Annotated in this window: 16 protein-coding genes and 1 riboswitch; of the genes, 1 reads left to right on the top strand and 15 read right to left on the bottom strand. The window is 45.6% G+C overall.

Translation table 11 applies throughout. The annotated features are described in order from the left end of the window. Positions 1-118 precede the first annotated feature (118 nt). The 8 genes from CN378_RS06930 to CN378_RS06965 form a co-directional block, all read right to left on the bottom strand. Positions 119-1,435: an oligosaccharide flippase family protein gene (locus CN378_RS06930; protein ID WP_098351169.1), complete on the bottom strand. Its 1,317-nt coding sequence runs from the start codon at positions 1,433-1,435 to the stop codon at positions 119-121. 204 nt (positions 1,436-1,639) lie between these two features. Then, complete coding sequence (locus CN378_RS06935) at positions 1,640-2,974, bottom strand: glycoside hydrolase family 30 protein (RefSeq protein ID WP_098351170.1); 1,335 nt, start codon at positions 2,972-2,974, stop codon at positions 1,640-1,642. Continuing rightward, positions 2,971-4,338 (bottom strand): GH1 family beta-glucosidase, encoded by a 1,368-nt coding sequence (locus CN378_RS06940; protein ID WP_098351171.1) that lies wholly within the window; start codon positions 4,336-4,338, stop codon positions 2,971-2,973. Before CN378_RS06940 ends, CN378_RS06935 begins: the two co-directional genes overlap by 4 nt. A 15-nt stretch (positions 4,339-4,353) precedes the next feature. Then, the gene (locus CN378_RS06945) at positions 4,354-5,130 is read right to left on the bottom strand and encodes a carbohydrate ABC transporter permease (RefSeq protein ID WP_257141068.1); all 777 of its coding nucleotides are present in this window, start codon (positions 5,128-5,130) and stop codon (positions 4,354-4,356) included. Positions 5,131-5,274: 144 nt separating this feature from the next. Beyond that, complete coding sequence (locus CN378_RS06950; RefSeq protein ID WP_098351173.1) at positions 5,275-6,174, bottom strand: carbohydrate ABC transporter permease; 900 nt, start codon at positions 6,172-6,174, stop codon at positions 5,275-5,277. An 80-nt stretch (positions 6,175-6,254) separates the two neighbouring features. Then, positions 6,255-7,571 carry an ABC transporter substrate-binding protein gene (locus CN378_RS06955; protein WP_098351174.1) on the bottom strand — a complete coding sequence of 439 codons (1,317 nt, stop codon included), beginning with the start codon at positions 7,569-7,571 and terminating at the stop codon, positions 6,255-6,257. A 105-nt stretch (positions 7,572-7,676) separates the two neighbouring features. After that, positions 7,677-8,702 (bottom strand): LacI family DNA-binding transcriptional regulator, encoded by a 1,026-nt coding sequence (locus tag CN378_RS06960; protein ID WP_098351175.1) that lies wholly within the window; start codon positions 8,700-8,702, stop codon positions 7,677-7,679. A gap of 187 nt (positions 8,703-8,889) precedes the next feature. Continuing rightward, the gene (locus tag CN378_RS06965; RefSeq protein ID WP_098351176.1) at positions 8,890-12,027 is read right to left on the bottom strand and encodes an efflux RND transporter permease subunit; all 3,138 of its coding nucleotides are present in this window, start codon (positions 12,025-12,027) and stop codon (positions 8,890-8,892) included. Positions 12,028-12,190: 163 nt separating this feature from the next. Between CN378_RS06965 and CN378_RS06970 the strand changes: the two genes are divergently transcribed. Beyond that, positions 12,191-13,045: a TetR/AcrR family transcriptional regulator gene (locus CN378_RS06970; protein WP_098351177.1), complete on the top strand. Its 855-nt coding sequence runs from the start codon at positions 12,191-12,193 to the stop codon at positions 13,043-13,045. 51 nt (positions 13,046-13,096) lie between these two features. Here CN378_RS06970 and CN378_RS06975 read toward each other — a convergent pair whose 3' ends face one another. From CN378_RS06975 to CN378_RS07000, 7 genes are all read right to left on the bottom strand, one after another. Next, positions 13,097-13,750: an NAD-dependent epimerase/dehydratase family protein gene (locus tag CN378_RS06975; RefSeq protein ID WP_098351178.1), complete on the bottom strand. Its 654-nt coding sequence runs from the start codon at positions 13,748-13,750 to the stop codon at positions 13,097-13,099. A gap of 27 nt (positions 13,751-13,777) precedes the next feature. Next, a complete protein-coding gene (locus tag CN378_RS06980) occupies positions 13,778-14,746 on the bottom strand; it encodes an amidase (RefSeq protein WP_179884834.1) in 969 nt (322 codons plus the stop codon). Beyond that, positions 14,708-14,789, bottom strand: a riboswitch (cyclic di-GMP riboswitch). (Overlaps the previous gene by 39 nt.) Positions 14,790-15,007: 218 nt before the next feature. Then, positions 15,008-15,208 (bottom strand): hypothetical protein, encoded by a 201-nt coding sequence (locus CN378_RS06985; RefSeq protein WP_098351180.1) that lies wholly within the window; start codon positions 15,206-15,208, stop codon positions 15,008-15,010. Beyond that, on the bottom strand, positions 15,201-15,362 hold the full coding sequence (locus tag CN378_RS22555) for a hypothetical protein (RefSeq protein ID WP_179884831.1): 162 nt from the start codon (positions 15,360-15,362) through the stop codon (positions 15,201-15,203). Before CN378_RS22555 ends, CN378_RS06985 begins: the two co-directional genes overlap by 8 nt. Positions 15,363-15,374: 12 nt before the next feature. Beyond that, positions 15,375-15,569 carry a hypothetical protein gene (locus CN378_RS06990; protein ID WP_098351181.1) on the bottom strand — a complete coding sequence of 65 codons (195 nt, stop codon included), beginning with the start codon at positions 15,567-15,569 and terminating at the stop codon, positions 15,375-15,377. A 96-nt stretch (positions 15,570-15,665) separates the two neighbouring features. Continuing rightward, complete coding sequence (locus tag CN378_RS06995) at positions 15,666-17,630, bottom strand: hypothetical protein (protein ID WP_098351182.1); 1,965 nt, start codon at positions 17,628-17,630, stop codon at positions 15,666-15,668. A gap of 73 nt (positions 17,631-17,703) precedes the next feature. After that, entirely contained in the window at positions 17,704-18,969 is a 1,266-nt protein-coding gene (locus CN378_RS07000; protein WP_098351335.1) for an ATP-grasp domain-containing protein, read from the bottom strand. Between the last annotated feature and the right edge of the window lie 70 nt (positions 18,970-19,039).

The following is a 19,039-nucleotide window of genomic DNA, read 5'->3' on the forward strand; positions in this document are numbered from 1 at the left end:
ATTAGCCATCATAACAGCAGATAGTATGTAGGTGTTACAGATTACAAATAGAATAAAAGGTCCGTCCCTCATATTGCAAAACAAATGCCTTCTCTTCGGCACATTCGTTTTGTATAGTTTACATTTTTAAGGCTGATTTTAACCAAAGAGTCGTTTCCAGTTCCCTGCAGATCGTCACATAGTGGAGCATGGTGATCAGAACGGCTCCCGCGTTCATGCCAAGGATGACTCCTTCCATCCCAAACCGGGACCCCAACAGGTAAATGAGCGAAAAAGAAAAGATGCTCGACCAGATCGTATGAAGGAGAGCATCCTTCACCAATCCCAACCCAATCAAAAAGGCTTGGAGAGGGAATACTAAGAAGTGAAACAGAAAATACGGCCAGAGCAGCTTTAAATAATAGGCTGAGGATGCAGAGTGAAAAAACGTCTCTGTTAAATAGTCCCCCAGAATATAGTATATCCCCACAGCCGGTAAACCGTAGCCCAGTGTAATCCACATCACTTGTTTAAGGTGGGTCAAGATCCCATCAAAGTCCTTCGATGATGCTTTTTCCGATACGGTCGGGATCAGGACGATCAGCATCGAAAAAGCGATGAAGGAAGGAAAGAATCCGATGGTAAGGGCAATTCCCGCCAGCATCCCGAAATGTTCATTGGCATCCACTGCCCCCATTCCCGAAAGGACCAGGGCCCATTTAATCAGAAAAGGCTGAATGGCATGGGTCAGGGCATGAAAGATGCGAAGGACCGTGGTCGGGATCGAAACGGATAAAACCGACTTTCTCATTTCACCGGTGGCTAGGTTAGAATGGCTGTTCTTTCTTTTACCCTTAATTTCAAGAATGTAAGCATGAATCAAATAGACAAAAACCACCACTTCACTGGCAATTAACGTCCCAAGGGCGATGAAGATGGATGTATCGATGCCAAAGGATAAAAATTGATAAATTGACACTAATAAAAATAACTGGATTCCTTTACGAAGAAAATTCGCTGCTGCAATTTTCCCCATCTTCTGGATCCCCATGAAATATCCTCTTGTTATGGAAGTGAAGGCCACAATCGGGATCACGATCAGGACGAGCCAGCGAATCCCGGGATGGTATCCTTGAAATAAAGGAGTCCAGGCATAAACCATCACCATGATCAATAAAAGAATGCATGTCGTGATCACCGCAAATCTGAAAGCATAGTGCAGCATCCCCCTGTGATATCGTTCCTCCTTTTCTGCAAAGAATTTGGAAAGGCTGATCGGCAGTTCCATGCTCGATAAAATGACGATCAGGAATACCGTCGGCAGAATCGACATGTATGTGCCAAGCCCTGCTTCCCCAAGCTCCCGGGCCAGGATCATATTAATGATAAACTCCAGACATTCCCCTAAGAATGCCGTCACCACCAACACCAATGTACCTCTTAAAAACAGACTCATATGCTTGTACCCTGCCTTTATGTAAGATGGTTTATTCTATGATGGTTGTCCGGGGAATATGAGACGAGGGCGCGGGCAGGAGAAAGTATGGTGGTGGAAGTGATGCGTCGGATTCGGGGAACTTGTGCCAAATAGTGAACATACCATCATAATTCCCACACCCAACCAAAATAAAAAGCAGCCCCCAAAAGGACTGCTTTCCAACTAACGGATAATAAAAGTGGCAATCGAATGCAAAGGAAGAGTCGTACTGAAATTCCCCTCACCGCATGCAAGGGAAATCTCTTCCTCACGGTCATTCGCATTCATCACAATGACGACGATCTCCCCGTCCGGATTTTTAAAGGAAGCAGCCGATACAGCGTCATTGGAAATCTTGCAGCCGATACGCCTCGCACCCGCTTTGATATATTTACTGAAATGTCCGATGTAATAATAGGAGCTGTTGTAGCGCACCTCGTCGTTCACAGTGTCGACGATCACCGGGGCATCACAGTAATTCCCTACATGGTTCGGTCCTCCCTCTTCATTCAGGACCATATTCCAATCGATCCACGCTTCAAGGTAATTGTTCAAGTCACCGATGATGTTCCGGCCATATCGTTCACCGGTATCCCATGCTCCGGGTTTGACCCCGCCTTCGATGCATCCTTCTGTAAAGATCAAATGCTTATCAGGGAAATCATGATGCACCTTCGAAAGGTTTTCAAATTCCTCTGATACGTACCAGTGGACACCCGTCCCCCATACATACTTAGCCGCTTCCGGATCGGACAGGACCGCCTTGGCGCGCTCATGAATCACATCACGATTATGATCCCATATGATGACCTTCACATCCCCATGACCATGTTTCTCAAGGGACGGACCCAGATGATGCTTAATGAAATCACGCTCTTCTTCTCCCGTATACAGACAGGAATCCCACACTTGCTTTGCTTCCGGTTCATTTTGAATCGTCAATCCCCAAATCGGGATGCCCTCTGCCTGCATGGCCTCTATATATTTTGAATAATAGTCGGCCCATACGGACTCAAACTCGGGCAGCAGTTTCCCGCCGTTATTCATTTCACCGTTCGTTTTCATCCACGGCGGGGGACTCCAGGGGGAAGCCACGATGGAAAGCTCTTCGCCTGCCACTTTCATCGCTTCTTGAATGAGCGGGATCACGAGTTTCTTCTCACGGTCGATGGAAAAGGTATTTAACGATGTATCTCCCTCTTCCACATACGTATAGTTTCCCAAAGAAAAATCACAGCTGTTGATATGGGTCCTTCCGAAGCGGTAGCCCAGGCCTTCTGCAGGATCGAAATAGCGCTTGATGATCTCTTCCCTTTTTTCCGGGCTGATGAGGGAAAGGCTGTGAGCCGCCGCTTCGGTGAACGCACCGCCAAACCCCAGCATTTCCTGATAGGTTCGTTCGGGATCAAGCTGAATATGAGTGGACGATTGAGGACGATCAGAAGAAAAGGAAACCGGTTCTTTTTCAGAGAACCGATCTCCTGTTTCTTTTGCTGTCAAAATGACCTTCACATTCATTGTGCTACTTCCTCAGCATTTGTGTGAAGACCGTGCTTCTGTTTGTGTTCCCGGATGATTTCTGCATATCGGAAGGCACTGTCTTTCCAGATCCGCTCCTGTGTATCGAAGTCGACGTAAAGGATGCCAAACCGCTTATCATAGCCAAAGCTCCACTCAAAGTTATCCATCAGTGACCAGAGATAATACCCTTGGATGTTCATGCCTTCCTCATTCAGGTCAGAAACCGCTTGAAGATGGAGATTCAAGTAGTTCACGCGATCGTGGTCATGCACACGTCCATTTTCCAACACGTCGTCATAGGCCGCTCCATTTTCCGTAATATAGATTGGCAGATCCGTATATTCCTCTCTCAGGCGGCGGATGAGGTCTTTGAATTCATTCGGCGCGATATCCCAGCCCATCCCCGTTTTCTCATAATCGGAGTAAGCCCCTTTATGCATGAAGTCACTGGCAGCACTGAACTCGACGATTCCGCGGCTGTAATAGTTGATGCCGAAGAAATCACATTCCGTTGAAATCAGTTCCATATCCCCTTCTTTAATGAAGTCATACGTATGAACATATTTTGAGAACAGGTTCATCATGTCTTTAGGATATTCACCTTTGAACACAGGATCCAGGAACCAGCGATTGGAATATCCGTCCGCATTGTTTGCAGCAAGAAGATCGTTCACGGAATCCGTATTCGCGTAAACCGGAGACAGGTTCAACGTGATCCCGATATCTGTTTGGGACTTGAATTCCTTTTTCAGCATTTCTACCGCTTTTCCGTGTGATAACAGCATGTGGTGAACGGCTCTCACCGCTTCATCCAGATTGGTATGACCAGGAGCATGCACCCCTTGATGGTAACCGAGGAATCCTGCACACCAAGGCTCATTATGGGTGATCCATGAATCCACGACAGAATCAAGCTCTGTGAAGCACGCTTTGGCATATTCCATGAACCATTCTACCGATTCACGGTTGACCCAACCGCCTTCTTCATGGGCCCACATTGGCAGATCCCAGTGATACAGAGTCACAGCCGGCTTGATGCCTTCTTCCTGAAGTCTTTTGGCAAGATTTTTGTAAAAGTCCATGCCTTCCTGGTTGTATTTCCCCTTTTCAGGAAAAATTCGCGGCCACGCAATGGAGAAGCGATACGTGTCGACTCCAAGGCGTTTGATATGCTGGATGTCTTCTTCGAATCGGTGATAGTGATCACATGCGACATCACCATTATGCTGTTTGTATACTTTTCCTGGAATGTCACAGAACATATCCCAGATGGACGGTGTCCTGCCTCCTTCATTATGGGCTCCTTCAATTTGATACGATGATGTGGCGGTTCCAAAGGTAAATGTTTTCTCAAATTTCATAGGTCATTCTCTCCTCTATTCTTTGATTGATCCTGCTGAAATGCTGTTGACGATATATTTTGACAGGAATAGGAAGGCAATCATGATTGGTACAACGGAAATCGCAATCCCTAAGTACATGGATCCTAAATTCTGTGCCACTTGAGATCCTTTAAGGAATCCCATCAATACTGGCAGCGTATATTTCTCAGGTGAGAACAGGATGACGAGTGGCATGATGTAGTTATTCCATGATCCGATGAACGTGAAGATCGACATTGTCGCGACCGCCGGCATCATGATCGGAATGGCTACCGTATGGAAAATCTTGAACTCACTCGCCCCATCGATACGGGCGGCTTCGATTAAGCTTGGATGAAGTGTCGTCTGGATGTATTGTCTTAAGAAGAAGACGACAAACGGACTTGCAATGGCCGGAACGATCAGTGGAATGAAGGAATCAAGGATCCCCAGATTCTTACTCAGTTCGTAGAAGCCGATCAGCCCCAATTGTCCTGGAACCATCATCATCACAAGCATGAAGACGAACATGAAATTCTTCCCCCTGAATGTGTAAAAGGCAAATCCATAAGCAGTCAATGCTGAGAAATACCCTGATAATAAAGTCGTAAGGACAGAGATGATCAGACTATTCTTGAACCCCGACCAGATGTTTACATAGTCCATCATCGTGGTATAGTTCTCTACCAGGGAACTGCCAGGGACCAAGGTGAAACCGGACAATATCGCTTCGTTTGATCTTGTTGCGTTCACAAGCATCATAAGGAACGGGATGAAGCAAACGATCGCCATCACTACAAGCAGGGTATAGATGATGCTCTTCACGATGGTGATTCTGGTCTTAAGTCTGGACTCATGAGGCAGAAGTTCCGGCTTTTGTTTTTCCACTCTTTGAGTCGGTACATTTTTTTCAACGGCTGTTTTTCCCAACATGCTTTACACCTTCCTTGCTTGTTTGCGTTCATTTCCATACATCCCTTTGAAGACAATCGCCGAGAAGATCAAGGTAATGACAAACAATCCATATGCGACAGCTGATGCGTATCCATAATTGTTAAATTTGAATGCTTGATTGTACAGGTACAACACCATCGTGTTCAGTGATCCATCCGGAGATCCGATTCCATCCGTCAGAAGCATTGGCAGATCAAATAATTGAAGACCGCCGATCAGGGATGTGATCATGATATAAAGCAAGATCGGTTTTAATAAAGGAATCGTGATTTTCGTAAAGGTCTGCCACCTGTTTGCTCCGTCAATCAGTGCAGCCTCATAATAGTCCTTCGATATTCCGGAAACCCCCGCCATGACGACAATGAACGAATGACCGAACCACATCCAGGTAAGGATCAGGGAGACAGAAAGCTGTGCAGTCGCGGGCTCGTTCAGCCAATTAATCGGTTCTGATATAAGACCTATATTTAATAGAATCATATTTAATGATCCGTGCTGCCAGTCCAGTAGAATACCAAACAGCAGGGCGACCGAGCTAATCGTGATTAAATTAGGTAAATAAAAGATCGATCTGAAAAAAGCCAAACCTTTCAACTTCATTCTCATATCAGAGAAGATTAATGCGAGTATAAGGGCCAGACCGATTTGCAGGACAAAATTGATCCCCCAAATTTTCCATGTGTTAAAAAAAGCTTCCACAAAATAGCTGTCCGTGAGTAAACGGGTATAGTTCGCAAGACCGACGACTTCTGCTGTTCCGCTTCCTGAATAATTCGTAAAGCTGTAATAGAATGTCAGCGCAACGGGATAAATACTGAATATTAAAAAGATAATCCAAAATGGGGCAATAAATAGATAACCAAATCGATCTACTTTTTTCATTCCCCAGCCCCCCTAGTTGTTTAATAGATTATCGGCAGGCGACATGAAGCTGCGCCGCCTGCCATTGAATGTTTACTTGTTTAGTTTTTTGGTACTTTTATATCTGGATACGCGTTTTGAACTTTTTTATAGAATTCTTTAATCGCATCGTCTTTTGATTTCTTTCCATCCACATACTGTTGAACGGCATTTCCAAAGAATGTATCAAGCTGTTGGTCATACTTTGTCACGATACCAGGCTCGATTTCTTTCGCTTGTTCAAGGAAGAATTGATAGTTATTTTGACCACCAAGGAATTCATCGCTGAAATCATCCTTGATTTTGTTCGTTACAGGAAGGTAGGAAAGAACATCCCCTGTTTCCTTCGCCCAATCTGTCAGGAATTCATCATCCTGAGTCATCATTTTCACAAAGTCATATGCAAGCTCTTTGTTTTCTGATTTGTTGTAGACACCTAACCATGTCCCACCCCAGAAGTATGGGCTTGGTCCATTTGTCACTGCCCAATCCCCTGCAGATTCCTTCACGTTCGTTTTAAGAACACTGTGAAGTCCCCAAGTAGGAAGAACATAAGAGAATACTTGTGTTTCCTTTTCCTTGCCGTTTTCTTTCATCTTGATTGGTTTATCCATTGCTTCGAACCATGATGGTGACCACTCAGGTGCAAGTGCTGTGTAGCTATTCTCACGTAACTTCTTCGCGTAGTCCATATATGCGATCTTTTCATCTGTCAGCTGCAGCTCATTCTTGTCATTCACCCATGGTTGAGGATTATCTCCTTGTGAGAACCAACGGATGGAGCCTTCATCAGGGAACATGCTGTAACCTTTTTCCTTCATCTTTTCAGCCACTTTGAAGACGTTGTCCATTGAGTTCATCATGTTTCCTACTTCAGTTGGATCGTCTGTCCCAAGCACTTCTTTCGCGATACTTCTCTTGTAGTAGATTCCACCCGGTGTCGTCTGCCATGATAAAGCCCTTACATTTCCATCTTTATCTTTCCCTAAGTCGAATACATAAGGAACATACTTATCTTTGATTTCATCTACGTTGTATGGTTTTTCAGATAGGTTTTCCCAATAACCTGCGTCCACCCATTGCTTAAGGAACGCAATTTCACCCGTGAATACGTCCGGTGCCCCTACGCCGCTTTCAAGAACCGGCTTTAATTTCGTTGGATAATCGGCAATCGGAACGATCGTCAATTCTACTTTTACACCGTTCTTCTCTTCAAACTTAGTGATCGGCTTCTTCAGCTCATCCGTGAATGACCACACCTTTAAATCTACGTCTTTATCAGACTTTGAACTTCCAGATGACTTGGAATCTCCCGAACAAGCGGAAAGGACCCCTGCTACCAGTACAAACGTCATGAATAATGCCAAAATCTTCTTCATTTTAATCCCCCTTTTTCATTTGTAAATATAGACACGAAAGCGGTTTCGTTTTGTTGCATTTAAAAATTTCGAAACCGGTTTCGAAATTCCCAAAAAAATATAAGATTATTTCTTTTTTTCTTTTTTTGCTATAGTACAAGATTCTCTGATGATCAGTTCCACCGGAATGACCTCTGTTGTCAGCAGCTTTTTCTTCTGGATGATCTGCTTCATCAGCAGCTGTCCGGCTTTTGCACCGATTCGGTCCGTGTCCTGTCTGACCGTCGTCAGCTTTGGTGTGAGGTATGCAGACATCTCGATATCATCATACCCGATGATGGAAATATCTTCAGGTATCCTCAAACCTTTTTCTTTAATGGCTTCCATGGCACCTATGGCCATATGGTCACCTGCCACAAAGACAGCGGTAGGCATCGTTTCCAGTGCGAGAAGCGTTTCCATCGCCGATTTTCCTTCTTCAATAGAGAACATTCCACCGTTCACAAGATATCCTTGATGAATCGGAAGGTTCAGCTCTTCCATGCCTTTAGTAAAACCCTTGATTCGCTGGGCTCCGGCGTCGATCGAAGGATCACCGGATATGTGAGCGATTCTGGTATGACCAAGAGAATGCAGATAATCAACGGCCAACCTTCCACCGTCCACGTTATCGGAATAGACCACACTGCAGTTCTGATTGCTCATGTCGATCACGACAATCGGAACGTGACTATTGATCATATCCTGAACCTGCGGGTCGCTTGGATCGGAGCAAATCACGACGATTCCATCCACGGCACGGTACAAAAAATGCTCCAGATAACTCGTATCCCGGTTCCTAAGATTCCGTGAAGCAAAGATCAGGTCATACCCTTCCCGTTCCACATATTTGCGGAAACTTTCAATCAGGGCACTGAAGAAAGGATGTTTCAATCCTACCTCATTATCCTCGGCAAACATGACACCGATCGTCCATGATTTCTTTGTCGATAGGGACTGGGCATGGGCATTGGGTAAATATCCCATTTCAGCCGCGGCATCGAGGATTTTTTTCTTTGTTTTCTGGCTCACATCGGAATAATTATTTAGAGCCTTGGAAACGGTCGTACTGGAAAAACCAGTGCGTTTTGCTAAGTCATAGATTGTAACCATTGTTGTCTCCTCTTCATCGAAAGCGCTTTCGTTAATTGTTATTATAGTCCAGACTTTTAAGGGAAGCAATACTAATTTTTAGAAAACTTTAAAAAGTATCTTGGTTTTTTTGGGAAGTACTCCCAAAAGAGCGCTCGCACCCATCACCAAAAAAAGCAGCCCCATACAGGACTGCTTTTTCTTCCATCTATTCTTTCACTGCTTTACGCTTACGCCCACCGATTTTCCTTTTGATTTTCATCAGGGTTTCGTACACGATCGGTACGATGACAAGCGTCAGGAGCGTCGAGCTGGTCAATCCGCCAATAACGGTTACACCAAGCCCTTTCGAGATCAATCCGCTTCCTTCAAGCCCGAGTGCCAGTGGGAACAGGGCTCCGATTGTGGCAATGGCCGTCATGAGGATGGGACGAAGTCGGGTAGAACCGGCTTCAAGCAAAGCTTCCCGTGTGGATAGACCTTCATTTTCTTTATGAATCACACGATCGACTAAGACGATCGCATTGGTGACCACGATACCGATCAGCATTAGTGCTCCGATCATGGAGGAAATACTGATCGTTTCACCCGCGATCAATAACGCTACCAACGCGCCGATGATTGTGAATGGCAGTGAGAACAGGATGGCGAATGGTGCAAGACCGCCGCCGAATGTGATGACAAGGATCAGGTAAACAATCGCAATGGCTGCAAGCATCGCTAATCCTAATTGTGTAAAGGATTCTTTGATGTCTTCCGTTACCCCGCCCATGTTCACGTCGATACCGGATGGGATATCCATTTCTTCGATTTCTTTTTGAATATCCTGGGATGCTTTCGACACATCGTCGGTTTTCAGTTCTCCACTCACTTGAGCAAAGACTTTTCCGTCCCGTCGTGAAACGGTATCGGATGTTTTACCTTCCTGGACTTCGACAACGTCTTTGATCGGGACTTCCACACCCAGTGGTGACTGGATGGTCTTATCCGTTAAGTCGTTGATGCTTTCATACTTTTCTTTCTCCACATCAAGATAGACATTTACTTCTTCGCCATCTTTTTCAATGGTCGTAAGGACCGGACGCTGGCGTGTCTGACCAAGCTCCATGGCGATTTGACCTGCTGAGAGACCTAATTCGCTAAGCTTCTCCTGATCTGCGATGAACGAGTACTCATCATAGGATTCAGAGATGCTAGATCCGACTTTTTTGAAGTCCTTCTTGTCTTCCATCATGTCTTGAATATCGTTGACAACAGGTTCGATGTCTTTCAGGGTTTCCCCGTATACGTACACGACTATTTCATTGCTGCCGGCACTTGCAGAGAAATCCTGTGAAGCCCATTCCCCTTTGTCTGTTGCTTTTTGCAGGTCTTTGATGACCTTTTCTTTTTCTTCAGAGAAATTCTCTGTATCGTCTTTATATTGGACGTAGAAGATGGCATTGTTGTTGCTTCCCGGACTCATCGGGTTTTCCCCGCCGACAGAGTACTGAATGGTTTCAGCTCCTTTACGGTCCTGGAAATATCCTTCTGCGTCCTGTGCGATTTTCTGGACATCTTCTTCCGTTTGACCAGGTTCTGGTTTATAGGTTGCCATGATCATCTTCTCTTCATCGGATGGGAGGAAGCTGACACCGATCAATGGAACCAGGAACAAGCTTCCGACCAGCATGGCAATCGCCAGGATCGATGTGATGATTTTATGGTTCAGCGTCCAATTCAATACGCCTCTATACCAGTTCGCTAAACGGCTTTTCTTCTCAATATGCTTCTTCCCAACGCCTTTTTTAAACATGGAATGGGCAAGCATCGGTACGATCGTAACGGCTACAAGCAGGGAAGCCAGTAGAGCAAACACAATCGTTAAGGCAAATGGAAGGAATAGTTCCCCGATCATTCCTTGAACCAGTCCTAAAGGAAGGAACACGGCAATCGTGACAATCGTGGAGGACGCGATCGGAACGAACATTTCTTTCGTCGCTTCACGGATCAGGTCTTTTCCTTTCAGCATTTCACCCTTCAAGGACATTCTTCGATAAATATTCTCCACTACCACAATAGAGTCATCAATGACACGACCTATGGCGACCGTCATTGCCCCAAGGGTCATGATATTCAAGGTAATGTCCATCTGTTTCAGAAGTAAAATCGCGATTAATAAAGATAACGGAATCGATACGACGGAAATGAGCGTCGATTTGATATCCCGTAAAAACAGGAGGATGATAATGACTGCGAATACGGCACCGAATAACGCTTTATTCAGCATGGTGCTGACAGATTCTTCGATTGGTTCCCCCTGGTCAAACGTTGAAATGATTTCTACACCATCAATGTCTTTTTCAAACGTTTTGATCTTATCTTTAACCGCGTTGACTACATCCACCGTATTGGCGTCTGCCGTTTTCACCACTTGAAGTCCGATGGATTCTTTTCCGTTTGTTCTGGAAATGGATTCTGCTTTACCAACCAGTTCTATATCAGCAATATCTGAAAGTTGAATGGTTGGGATCTTCATGCCTGCAGGTGCTGCTCCAGCAGGAGGTGCTTGGCCCTGTCCGGATGGCTGTTGCTGCCCTCCGGCTGAGGTTCCACCAGTGCTTGGAGTCACAGGAATCTTCATTTCTTTCAAGTCTTCAATCGTCGTGATATTTCCGTCGACTACCACGGATTTCTGGCTGTCTTTAAACGTGTACAAGCCTAATGGGGCCGTCACGTCGGAGCCTTTGATCATATTTTGAACCGTTTCTTCTGTCAAACCATACTCAGCAAGCTTATCTTCATCAAATACAAGCTGAGCCTCCTGTACCTGCTGACCTGAAGCCTGGACAGAAGCTACCCCGTCCACTCCCTCTAGTTCAGGAACGATCGTGTCTTCCACTGTAGAGGTCAATTGTGCCAATGATTGATCTTCATTCGCTACACTAAGGGCGATGACCGGAAAGGCATTGAAGTTGAGTCTTGAAACTTCCGGCTCATTGACTCCATCCGGAAAAGGAAGATCGGAAAGAGCCTCTTCCACTTCCGTCTTGGCTTCATCCATATCCTTTGAAAACTTGTATTCTATCTGAACGGCTGAAGCATTCTGGTAAGAGGTAGAGCTGACGACATTTACCCCATCTAAATTCTTCAAGCGTTTTTCAATTGGTTCTGAAACCTTGGCTGCAACATCTTCCGGCGTGGCGCCAGGATACACGGTTGTCACACTGACAACCGGGGTATTGATGTTCGGCAGGGTTTCGAGCTTCATATTAAATCCTGAATATAAGCCTGCCACAATGACGATGATCGTCATCAGCCAAACAGCAAACTTATTCTTAAGTACGAAATTAATAATACTGTTCACGTTGTATTCATCCCTTCTCTCTTAATCTGACCGACTAGTCATAACACAATCTAATATAACTGACCGGATAGTCATAAGTCAATATACTTATAAAAGAAAAGGTTTATTTTTTGTGACCAATCGGTCATAATATACGTAAGGAGTTTATCAAGGAGAGGAACGTATGAAGGAAAAAGAAAAATTAATCATTGAAACATCCATTAAGCTTTTTGCCACGAAAGGGTTCAACGCTACCTCCGTGCAGGAAATCGTAAATGAATGTGATATATCGAAGGGGGCTTTCTATTTATATTTCAAATCAAAGGAAGCCCTGCTGCTCGCCATCATGAATTATTATTTCAAAATGATCACGGATAAAGTGAATGAGATTGAAAACGAAGATTTGCCTCCATATGAGAAATTTCAGAAGCAATTAGAATGTCAGCTGATTGAAATTTGTAAACATAAAGAGTTCATCATCATGCAGATCAGGGAGAATGCCATGCCGTTCAATGATGAAATCCATGATCTCCTCAGCGAGATGAAGATGAACACTCACCGGTATTACAGAAGAAGATTGTTCGGGATATACGGAAAAAAGATCGAGCCCTATTTCTGGGACATCACCATGATGATCCAAGGTTTTTTCCATTCTTATTTAGAACTGGTGATGCTGGATAAAATTGATCTGGACTTTTCATACCTATCCCATTTTATATTGAGACGAACCGATGACCTTGTGGATGGTTTGCTTAAGAGTGGCGATAAACCGGTGCTATCCTTTGAAAAACTGGATGACCTGGTTAAGGACTTTACCTCTTCGTCGAGAATCAATGAGTCGACACTCGTTCATATGATTCAGGATGCGTTGGAGATGACAGAGGACGAGAATATCCGGATTTCCCTGGAAGTCTTGAAAGAAGAAATACAAAAAGACGAAACCCGTCCCGTCGTCATTAAAGGAATGCTTGTGAATCTGGCTGAAGATTCTTCCATGAAGCACCTTATGAATGCTTTGAGACAGTTTTATCAAATATAATGATGAAAGACCCGCTTCCGACGCGGGTCTTTCATCATTTTCCCCTACTCCCTAAAGCTCTTGAATCTGCTCGGATTCATGTATGATTACTTCTTGATTGAACGCCCCTACCGCTGCCCGGTACATGCCATAGGCAACCTGTTTGCCCTGAATGCTTCTGTATCGTTTCAGCCTGCCCACCATGACAGGGCGTACAGCTCGAGAGAAGATTTCCCCGGCCTTTTCGCCAAATCGGAATTCCTGCCTCTCCCCCAATAAAAGGGATGGCCTGAATATATGGAGGGAAGGATAATGAAGCTCCTTCAATTCGTTCTCCAGATTCCCTTTGACCTTACTATAAAAAAACGGTGATTCCGGACTTGCACCGATTGAGGAGATCACGAGATACTGCTTTGCTCCATGTGCTTTCCTGAGCTTCCCAAGTTGAATGGGATACTCGTAGTCCACTTTCTTAAAGGCATGTTTCGTCTTGGCTTTCTTAATCGTGGTTCCGAGGCAGCAAAACACATCATCAATTTCCTCATGGGGCAGAAGCTTCATCCCCTCAAATGAAATGATCCGTTCATCCAGTTTCTCATGCTTCACCCCGCTATCCCTTCTCACAAAGGAAATCACTCTTGTGTATTCAGGACTCTTTAGGAGTATTTCCACCAGGTGGGAACCGACCAGGCCGGTCGCTCCTGCAACCAAAGCTGTTCTTGACATTGTGCATTCCTCATTTCTTCATCAAATCTATTCAGACAGGACTTTCCAGCTTCCGTAATGATGGACGGCGATTCCTTTATAGGAAGAATATGTGCCATACTCAGCATCGACCCGGGCCAGCTCCCCAAGCATGAACCCTTCCCCCTCTTCGTGGAAAGTCAGGAAATCACCTTCTGAAGATGGGGCGGTTTCCACCCCCGCTTTCACCTTTTTACCCGCAAAAAGGGCGTAATCCATCTCGTTCCTGATGAGTTCAATGATTCCATTCGGTCCCACCGCCTGGTCCCTGTAAGCCATTACCCCAACTTCATCGGTCTTTCCGATGACCCAGTGAGCAAGGTTCCCTTTCCCAAATTCATTATTGTACGATTTCTCATCGAACCAGAACGGTATATCCATTCCCAATGGAAGCTGAAGCGAATCCGAGCGATCGACTGCTTCCATCACCATCTTCTGATAATTCAACACCGTCTTTCCATAGGCGCTTGTCCATCCTGATAAAAGGTAAGGCTCCACATCCAAATGCACGCCGGTAAATCGCTGACTCTCATTGGCTTCAAGCTGATATGCCTCAAGCCAATCAAAAAAAGCAATGAGGGAAGATCGTCCATTAACGGTTGCCCATTTTGGCGCTCCGTCCAGTGCGTACACATGTATATTTTCTAAATTGGCCATTTCAATGAATTGATGATAGTGTTCTTTCTCTACTGACGGATTCACTTGCAGATACACTTCGTTCACTCCATGAACTTTTAAAAACCCGACGATTTCTTCTTTATTTTCAATGATTTCAACCGTATTCCAAAGCCACGTACTTTTCCCCATGCCCTCACCAGCTGCCTTTTCCTTTGATGGGAAAAACATAAAACTAACCAGTACAACACAAATACCCATCCACTTAAACATTTTGTTCATCACTCTTTCTCCTCTTCCCTGAGCCTGGGCTCTTATGAGGAGCCTGGCAGCCTGGCGGCCATTCGAATCGATTAGGCCCATGGCTTTGCGTCCTTGCTTTTCAGCAAGTTTGCCTTTTTCAGTTTTTGTTTTATTCTTCCTCTTTAGTATAGTCCTTTTTTCACCGTTGAAAAGATGTAATGTTCCGAATTTACTCGGATACAAATATTATATTTTATATATTTAATAAATCTTCTGGGCGGCGCCCAAAGTATCAAAGGAATGATTTGATGAACAATCCCGCACTAAATAAATTCAAAGAAGCGTCCATCGGGGAAGATGGGCGCTTCTTTATGTAATCCCTTATAACTCTTCATCTTCAAAAAACTGCTGTAATTTCTCCTCTTGTTCAGGACTCGCCTTTTCTGTCGCATAAGGATTATCTTTTACACCTTGCGTATCCATATTTGTTTTGATGGCGAAAAGCGGTCCTTTCGGTTCTTCTGCTATGATCCGGTCATTCAACTCTTTGAAGTCCGGCATTTCTTTGTTCCCTTTATCCATTCTGTCTCTCTCCTTCCGGGTTGCTTTCCGTTTTTTTATAGGCGATTAAGACGATGTCGTCCGCTGTTTGCTGGCGGAGTTCACTTTCCATACTCTTTACCTTATCCAAGGCTTCGTTGGACAGCTCTGCTACAGGAAAATCCTTCATATCCACTTTATCCCCCTCCTATCCGTTCTCATTTGCTTGTCCGATCACTTTCTCTGCGATGACCCCGTTTCCTTCTTCAACAGCATGATGCTCCTCCACTGACTCTCCAGGGACATACACCCCGCTAGGGTTACGCAGCCGGTCATTCATCGTGAATTCAGGCTTTAACGGGACTTCGATCCGTTTATCATTTGATTTTTCACCACTTCTCATTTGTAACACCTCCATTCTTTAGTATGGCTGGTGGCGGAAGAATCATCCCACGCAAAAAAAGGCGTTTGGGCATCTCTGCTCAAACGCCTTCCATATTCAAATCCACGTATAATCCCTTCCCCAGCTTTCACGGGCAAGGAGTTTGATTTCATCGACTATGTCATTCTCCACTGCGAAGGCATCACCCTGTTCATACGGGTTGTAGTGAAAGGCATAGAGCCTCGAGACAAATTCGTGAAACGGAAGAGAGCATTCTCCTTCCAGTTCCCCGTTTTCCATGACGGAAGGTTCGATCCCCTGTCCCCAGTTTTGCGAACCGTCGTTGTTCGGATTGTAGAAATAGATCCGGTATTCACCCCCGGGATCCTGAGTGATCCGCAGAATCGACACGGCGTGAAATCCAAGGAGCTTCCCATGGACGTTTGTGATGAAAATCCCGACTGGATTCGGGTAGATCAACCCGTAATCATCATTATATTCGGGATGATGAGTCGCATAGAACAGCCGGACAAACCCTGGATAATCCGAAATGAGTCCCGTCAATGGATCAATGACCGTGCTGAATCCCTTTTGGACCCAATCTCCGTAAAATTCAGGATTCACCCAGCGATGTCCATCCTCTCCTCTTAGGGAAACCCTTCTCATCATTTCACTATAAATCCGGTCGAGATGAGGGACGAGAACGAGGGACACGGGATCAAGCTCCTGATGAAGCTCAGGCGCAAGCCCTCCGCTTAAATCCTTGGAGTGCACAGGCGTCCCTTCAAACATGATATCGATATCCCCGTCTCTTGCCGCCCTCGGAATCAGTTCAAGTAAATATCCCGGGGCATGTTGGGCCCAAAGACTGATTCCGCGTGCTGTCTGACAGGTCGGGTTCAAGCCCTGCCCGATTCCGATGGGTTGTCCAAGGACATTGATGACCCCTGCCAGGAGCACTGAGTTTGCCGTAATACCGTCTCCTGTCTTACATGAATTGAGGAGGGTTTTCCTTACTTCCGCTCTGATATCAAGCTCGATCAGCCTTTTCAATCCCGGTGACACAGGTGATGAAGAAAGCACCCCCCGTTCAAGCATGAGGGCAAGCCCGTAGACCGATTGCTTTGTGGCAGGATAGATCGCCACTTTAATGAGTTGAAAGACAAGCTCCGCATGTTCATCGAGGTTCGCCTTTCCTTTGTCATTTAATTGAAGGGCTGCAGGAACCAGTTCCTTCACCTTCCTGCTTAAGTATCTTAATAAAATCGCATGCTGGGGAGCAACCAATCCTGTTTCGCGCATGGACCCGGCGAAGGCAACCGCTTCCTTCTCAAGCTCCTCATGGGACAAATCCATCAGCTTCTTACGATATTCACCCGGCTGGACGATACTTTTGCTCAGCGGGGACGGTCCTTCAATGGCCGATACATATTTCTCCAATACCAGGCGCTCCGCTACACTAAGATCGGAATGTAGCATTTTTTTGGCGGTCTCGATCATGGACACGGTCCGTTTCACCATGATCGGACGTTGGGCAGTCAATCGCTCGATCTCTTTGATCAGTGTGGTCGTAAGCGCTTGGTACGACAGCTTATCGGATAGGAAGTGAAATAATTCCGTTGCCCTCTCACTCTGTTCCCCTCCTTCTATCCGCGCTGCTTCCGTTGCTTCAGGGAACAGGAGGTTAAGGTTCAGGACCATCACTTCGTTCAGGAAATCCTGCGCCATCTCCGCCGAAACATCGGAATGCTCATATTGACCCTCTGCAATCGAGAGCATCCTGAGTTCGCTCAGGATCTCAATGATGGAAGGCAGCCCCTTCGCCTGCAGGGAGCCCGCGACAAGAGGCGGTTGAAGCTTGGATGCTTTCTCCCATGGACCGTCCTGGAAAACCCCGGCTTTTTCAAATCGACTTGCACTCCGGTATAAAATATCCAGTCCTTCATCTGTATCCAGTAATCTTTGGGCTTCCTGATAGACGTCGGTTTGATACATCGATTTAGCAAAGGAAGCTGCACTCTCGAGTTCATTGAGCGCTTGCAAAAATCGATCTTCCAGCTTGGACGTTAATTCAAATGCCATTTCAAAACTCCTTTATCGATCAGAATATCGGATAGGCTGTTTTTCCAAGGATGACCGCTCTTATAATCACTTATCAAATATAAAAATTAAATTGTTCGTATTCTTTTAATAAATCCCTCATGACTTCGCTATCTTCCCCGTAGAAGAAGATCGTCCCGTAATGGTTTCCAAAACCGATCCGCTGGGCCACCTTCCCCTGGGCCGGACTGAACATGTCATGCTTTTCAAAATAAGGATGGTTCTCCAGTTCATCGGGCACCTCAAGCTTCTCCACGTAATTCACATGGGGATGAACCATCAGACAACCCGCATGAGCTTTCGCTTTCTCGCCCGTTGAAGGGAAAAATTCCCTAAGCTCCTCTTCGGTTGTATTTGGATCACCGCACAGGATCTGTGCCTGGTAAGCATTGAAACCGTAGGCCCGCTCGATCAGATCAAAGATATGCCCCCCCGGTACCCTGGCCGCGACTTCACCGAAATGAAGCGTGCCATCGGACGTGATGAAATATTCAGGATGGATCACACCGTATTCAATTTCGAATGCATCGATGAGCTGCTGAATCGCCTCAAGGATGATCGGACGCTTTTCTTCAAGTGAAGGAGATGCCGGGACGAAGTTGGAATACCCCAATCGCACGTACTCCGTTATATTTAAAAATTGGATCTTTCCTTTATGAATGAATGCTTCGCATGAGAACTCCTGGCCATCTAAGTGGCTTTCCATCAATAGAGGGAACTCGGATTCGGTGAGGGCGTCGATATCTTCCGGATTCTCGATGGCACGGTGACCGACGGAGCCTGCTTTATCAAGGGGCTTGACGTGAATGGGATCATTCTTATCCCCTTCCACCTTCAACAGCGCTTCATTCACCCGTTTCAAGAAGCGTCTTACATCTTCCTTATCCCGCGCCTCTTCAAACACACCCACTTTGATTCCGGCAATCTGGGCTTTGCGCTTCATCATCCCTTTATCCCTTAAAAGGAGGGAGCGATTGAAGACGCGTGGTTCACTTCTGAAACGGGAGTTCAAAGCCCCTGCCCACTCCACACATTCTTCATACAAGGGGATCGCGACTTCAGCACCAAGTGCCTTCAGCTGTTTGTAGAGATGATCGGAACCTTCATTCAACCGCTCGAAGTCCCAGCCGATAAAGGCAATGTCATGCTTTTCAGCGTATGCTTCGAAATCAGGCGGTCCAACAACGACGAACGGTCTCTTTAACTTTGTACACGCCTCGATTGCCGGCAGGCTCCAGCCGATCAGTGCCGTTAAATAGGGTTTGGTTCTGTCCTTCACGCTCTGTTCTGCTTGCTGCAATTCAAGTTGATCTAGTCCCATATTTTCCTCTCCCTCTTTCACGTATTTATTCAGATTCACCTTTAGCATAACAAAGCACCTGGGGATAATG

Source organism: Bacillus sp. AFS015802, assembly GCF_002561455.1.
Taxonomy (GTDB): Bacteria; Bacillota; Bacilli; order Bacillales; family Bacillaceae_B; genus Rossellomorea.

Bases quoted from the DNA above. Each gene is read 5' to 3' on its own strand.
- CN378_RS06930 (WP_098351169.1), bottom strand. From the start codon at position 1,435: ATGAGTCTGTTTTTAAGAGGTACATTGGTGTTGGTGGTGACGGCATTC.
- CN378_RS06935 (WP_098351170.1), bottom strand. From the start codon at position 2,974: ATGAATGTGAAGGTCATTTTGACAGCAAAAGAAACAGGAGATCGGTTC.
- CN378_RS06940 (WP_098351171.1), bottom strand. From the start codon at position 4,338: ATGAAATTTGAGAAAACATTTACCTTTGGAACCGCCACATCATCGTAT.
- CN378_RS06945 (WP_257141068.1), bottom strand. From the start codon at position 5,130: ATGGCGATCGTTTGCTTCATCCCGTTCCTTATGATGCTTGTGAACGCA.
- CN378_RS06950 (WP_098351173.1), bottom strand. From the start codon at position 6,174: ATGAAAAAAGTAGATCGATTTGGTTATCTATTTATTGCCCCATTTTGG.
- CN378_RS06955 (WP_098351174.1), bottom strand. From the start codon at position 7,571: ATGAAGAAGATTTTGGCATTATTCATGACGTTTGTACTGGTAGCAGGG.
- CN378_RS06960 (WP_098351175.1), bottom strand. From the start codon at position 8,702: ATGGTTACAATCTATGACTTAGCAAAACGCACTGGTTTTTCCAGTACG.
- CN378_RS06970 (WP_098351177.1), top strand. From the start codon at position 12,191: ATGAAGGAAAAAGAAAAATTAATCATTGAAACATCCATTAAGCTTTTT.
- CN378_RS06975 (WP_098351178.1), bottom strand. From the start codon at position 13,750: ATGTCAAGAACAGCTTTGGTTGCAGGAGCGACCGGCCTGGTCGGTTCC.
- CN378_RS06980 (WP_179884834.1), bottom strand. From the start codon at position 14,746: ATGGGCCTAATCGATTCGAATGGCCGCCAGGCTGCCAGGCTCCTCATA.
- CN378_RS06985 (WP_098351180.1), bottom strand. From the start codon at position 15,208: ATGGATAAAGGGAACAAAGAAATGCCGGACTTCAAAGAGTTGAATGAC.
- CN378_RS06990 (WP_098351181.1), bottom strand. From the start codon at position 15,569: ATGAGAAGTGGTGAAAAATCAAATGATAAACGGATCGAAGTCCCGTTA.
- CN378_RS06995 (WP_098351182.1), bottom strand. From the start codon at position 17,630: ATGGCATTTGAATTAACGTCCAAGCTGGAAGATCGATTTTTGCAAGCG.
- CN378_RS07000 (WP_098351335.1), bottom strand. From the start codon at position 18,969: ATGGGACTAGATCAACTTGAATTGCAGCAAGCAGAACAGAGCGTGAAG.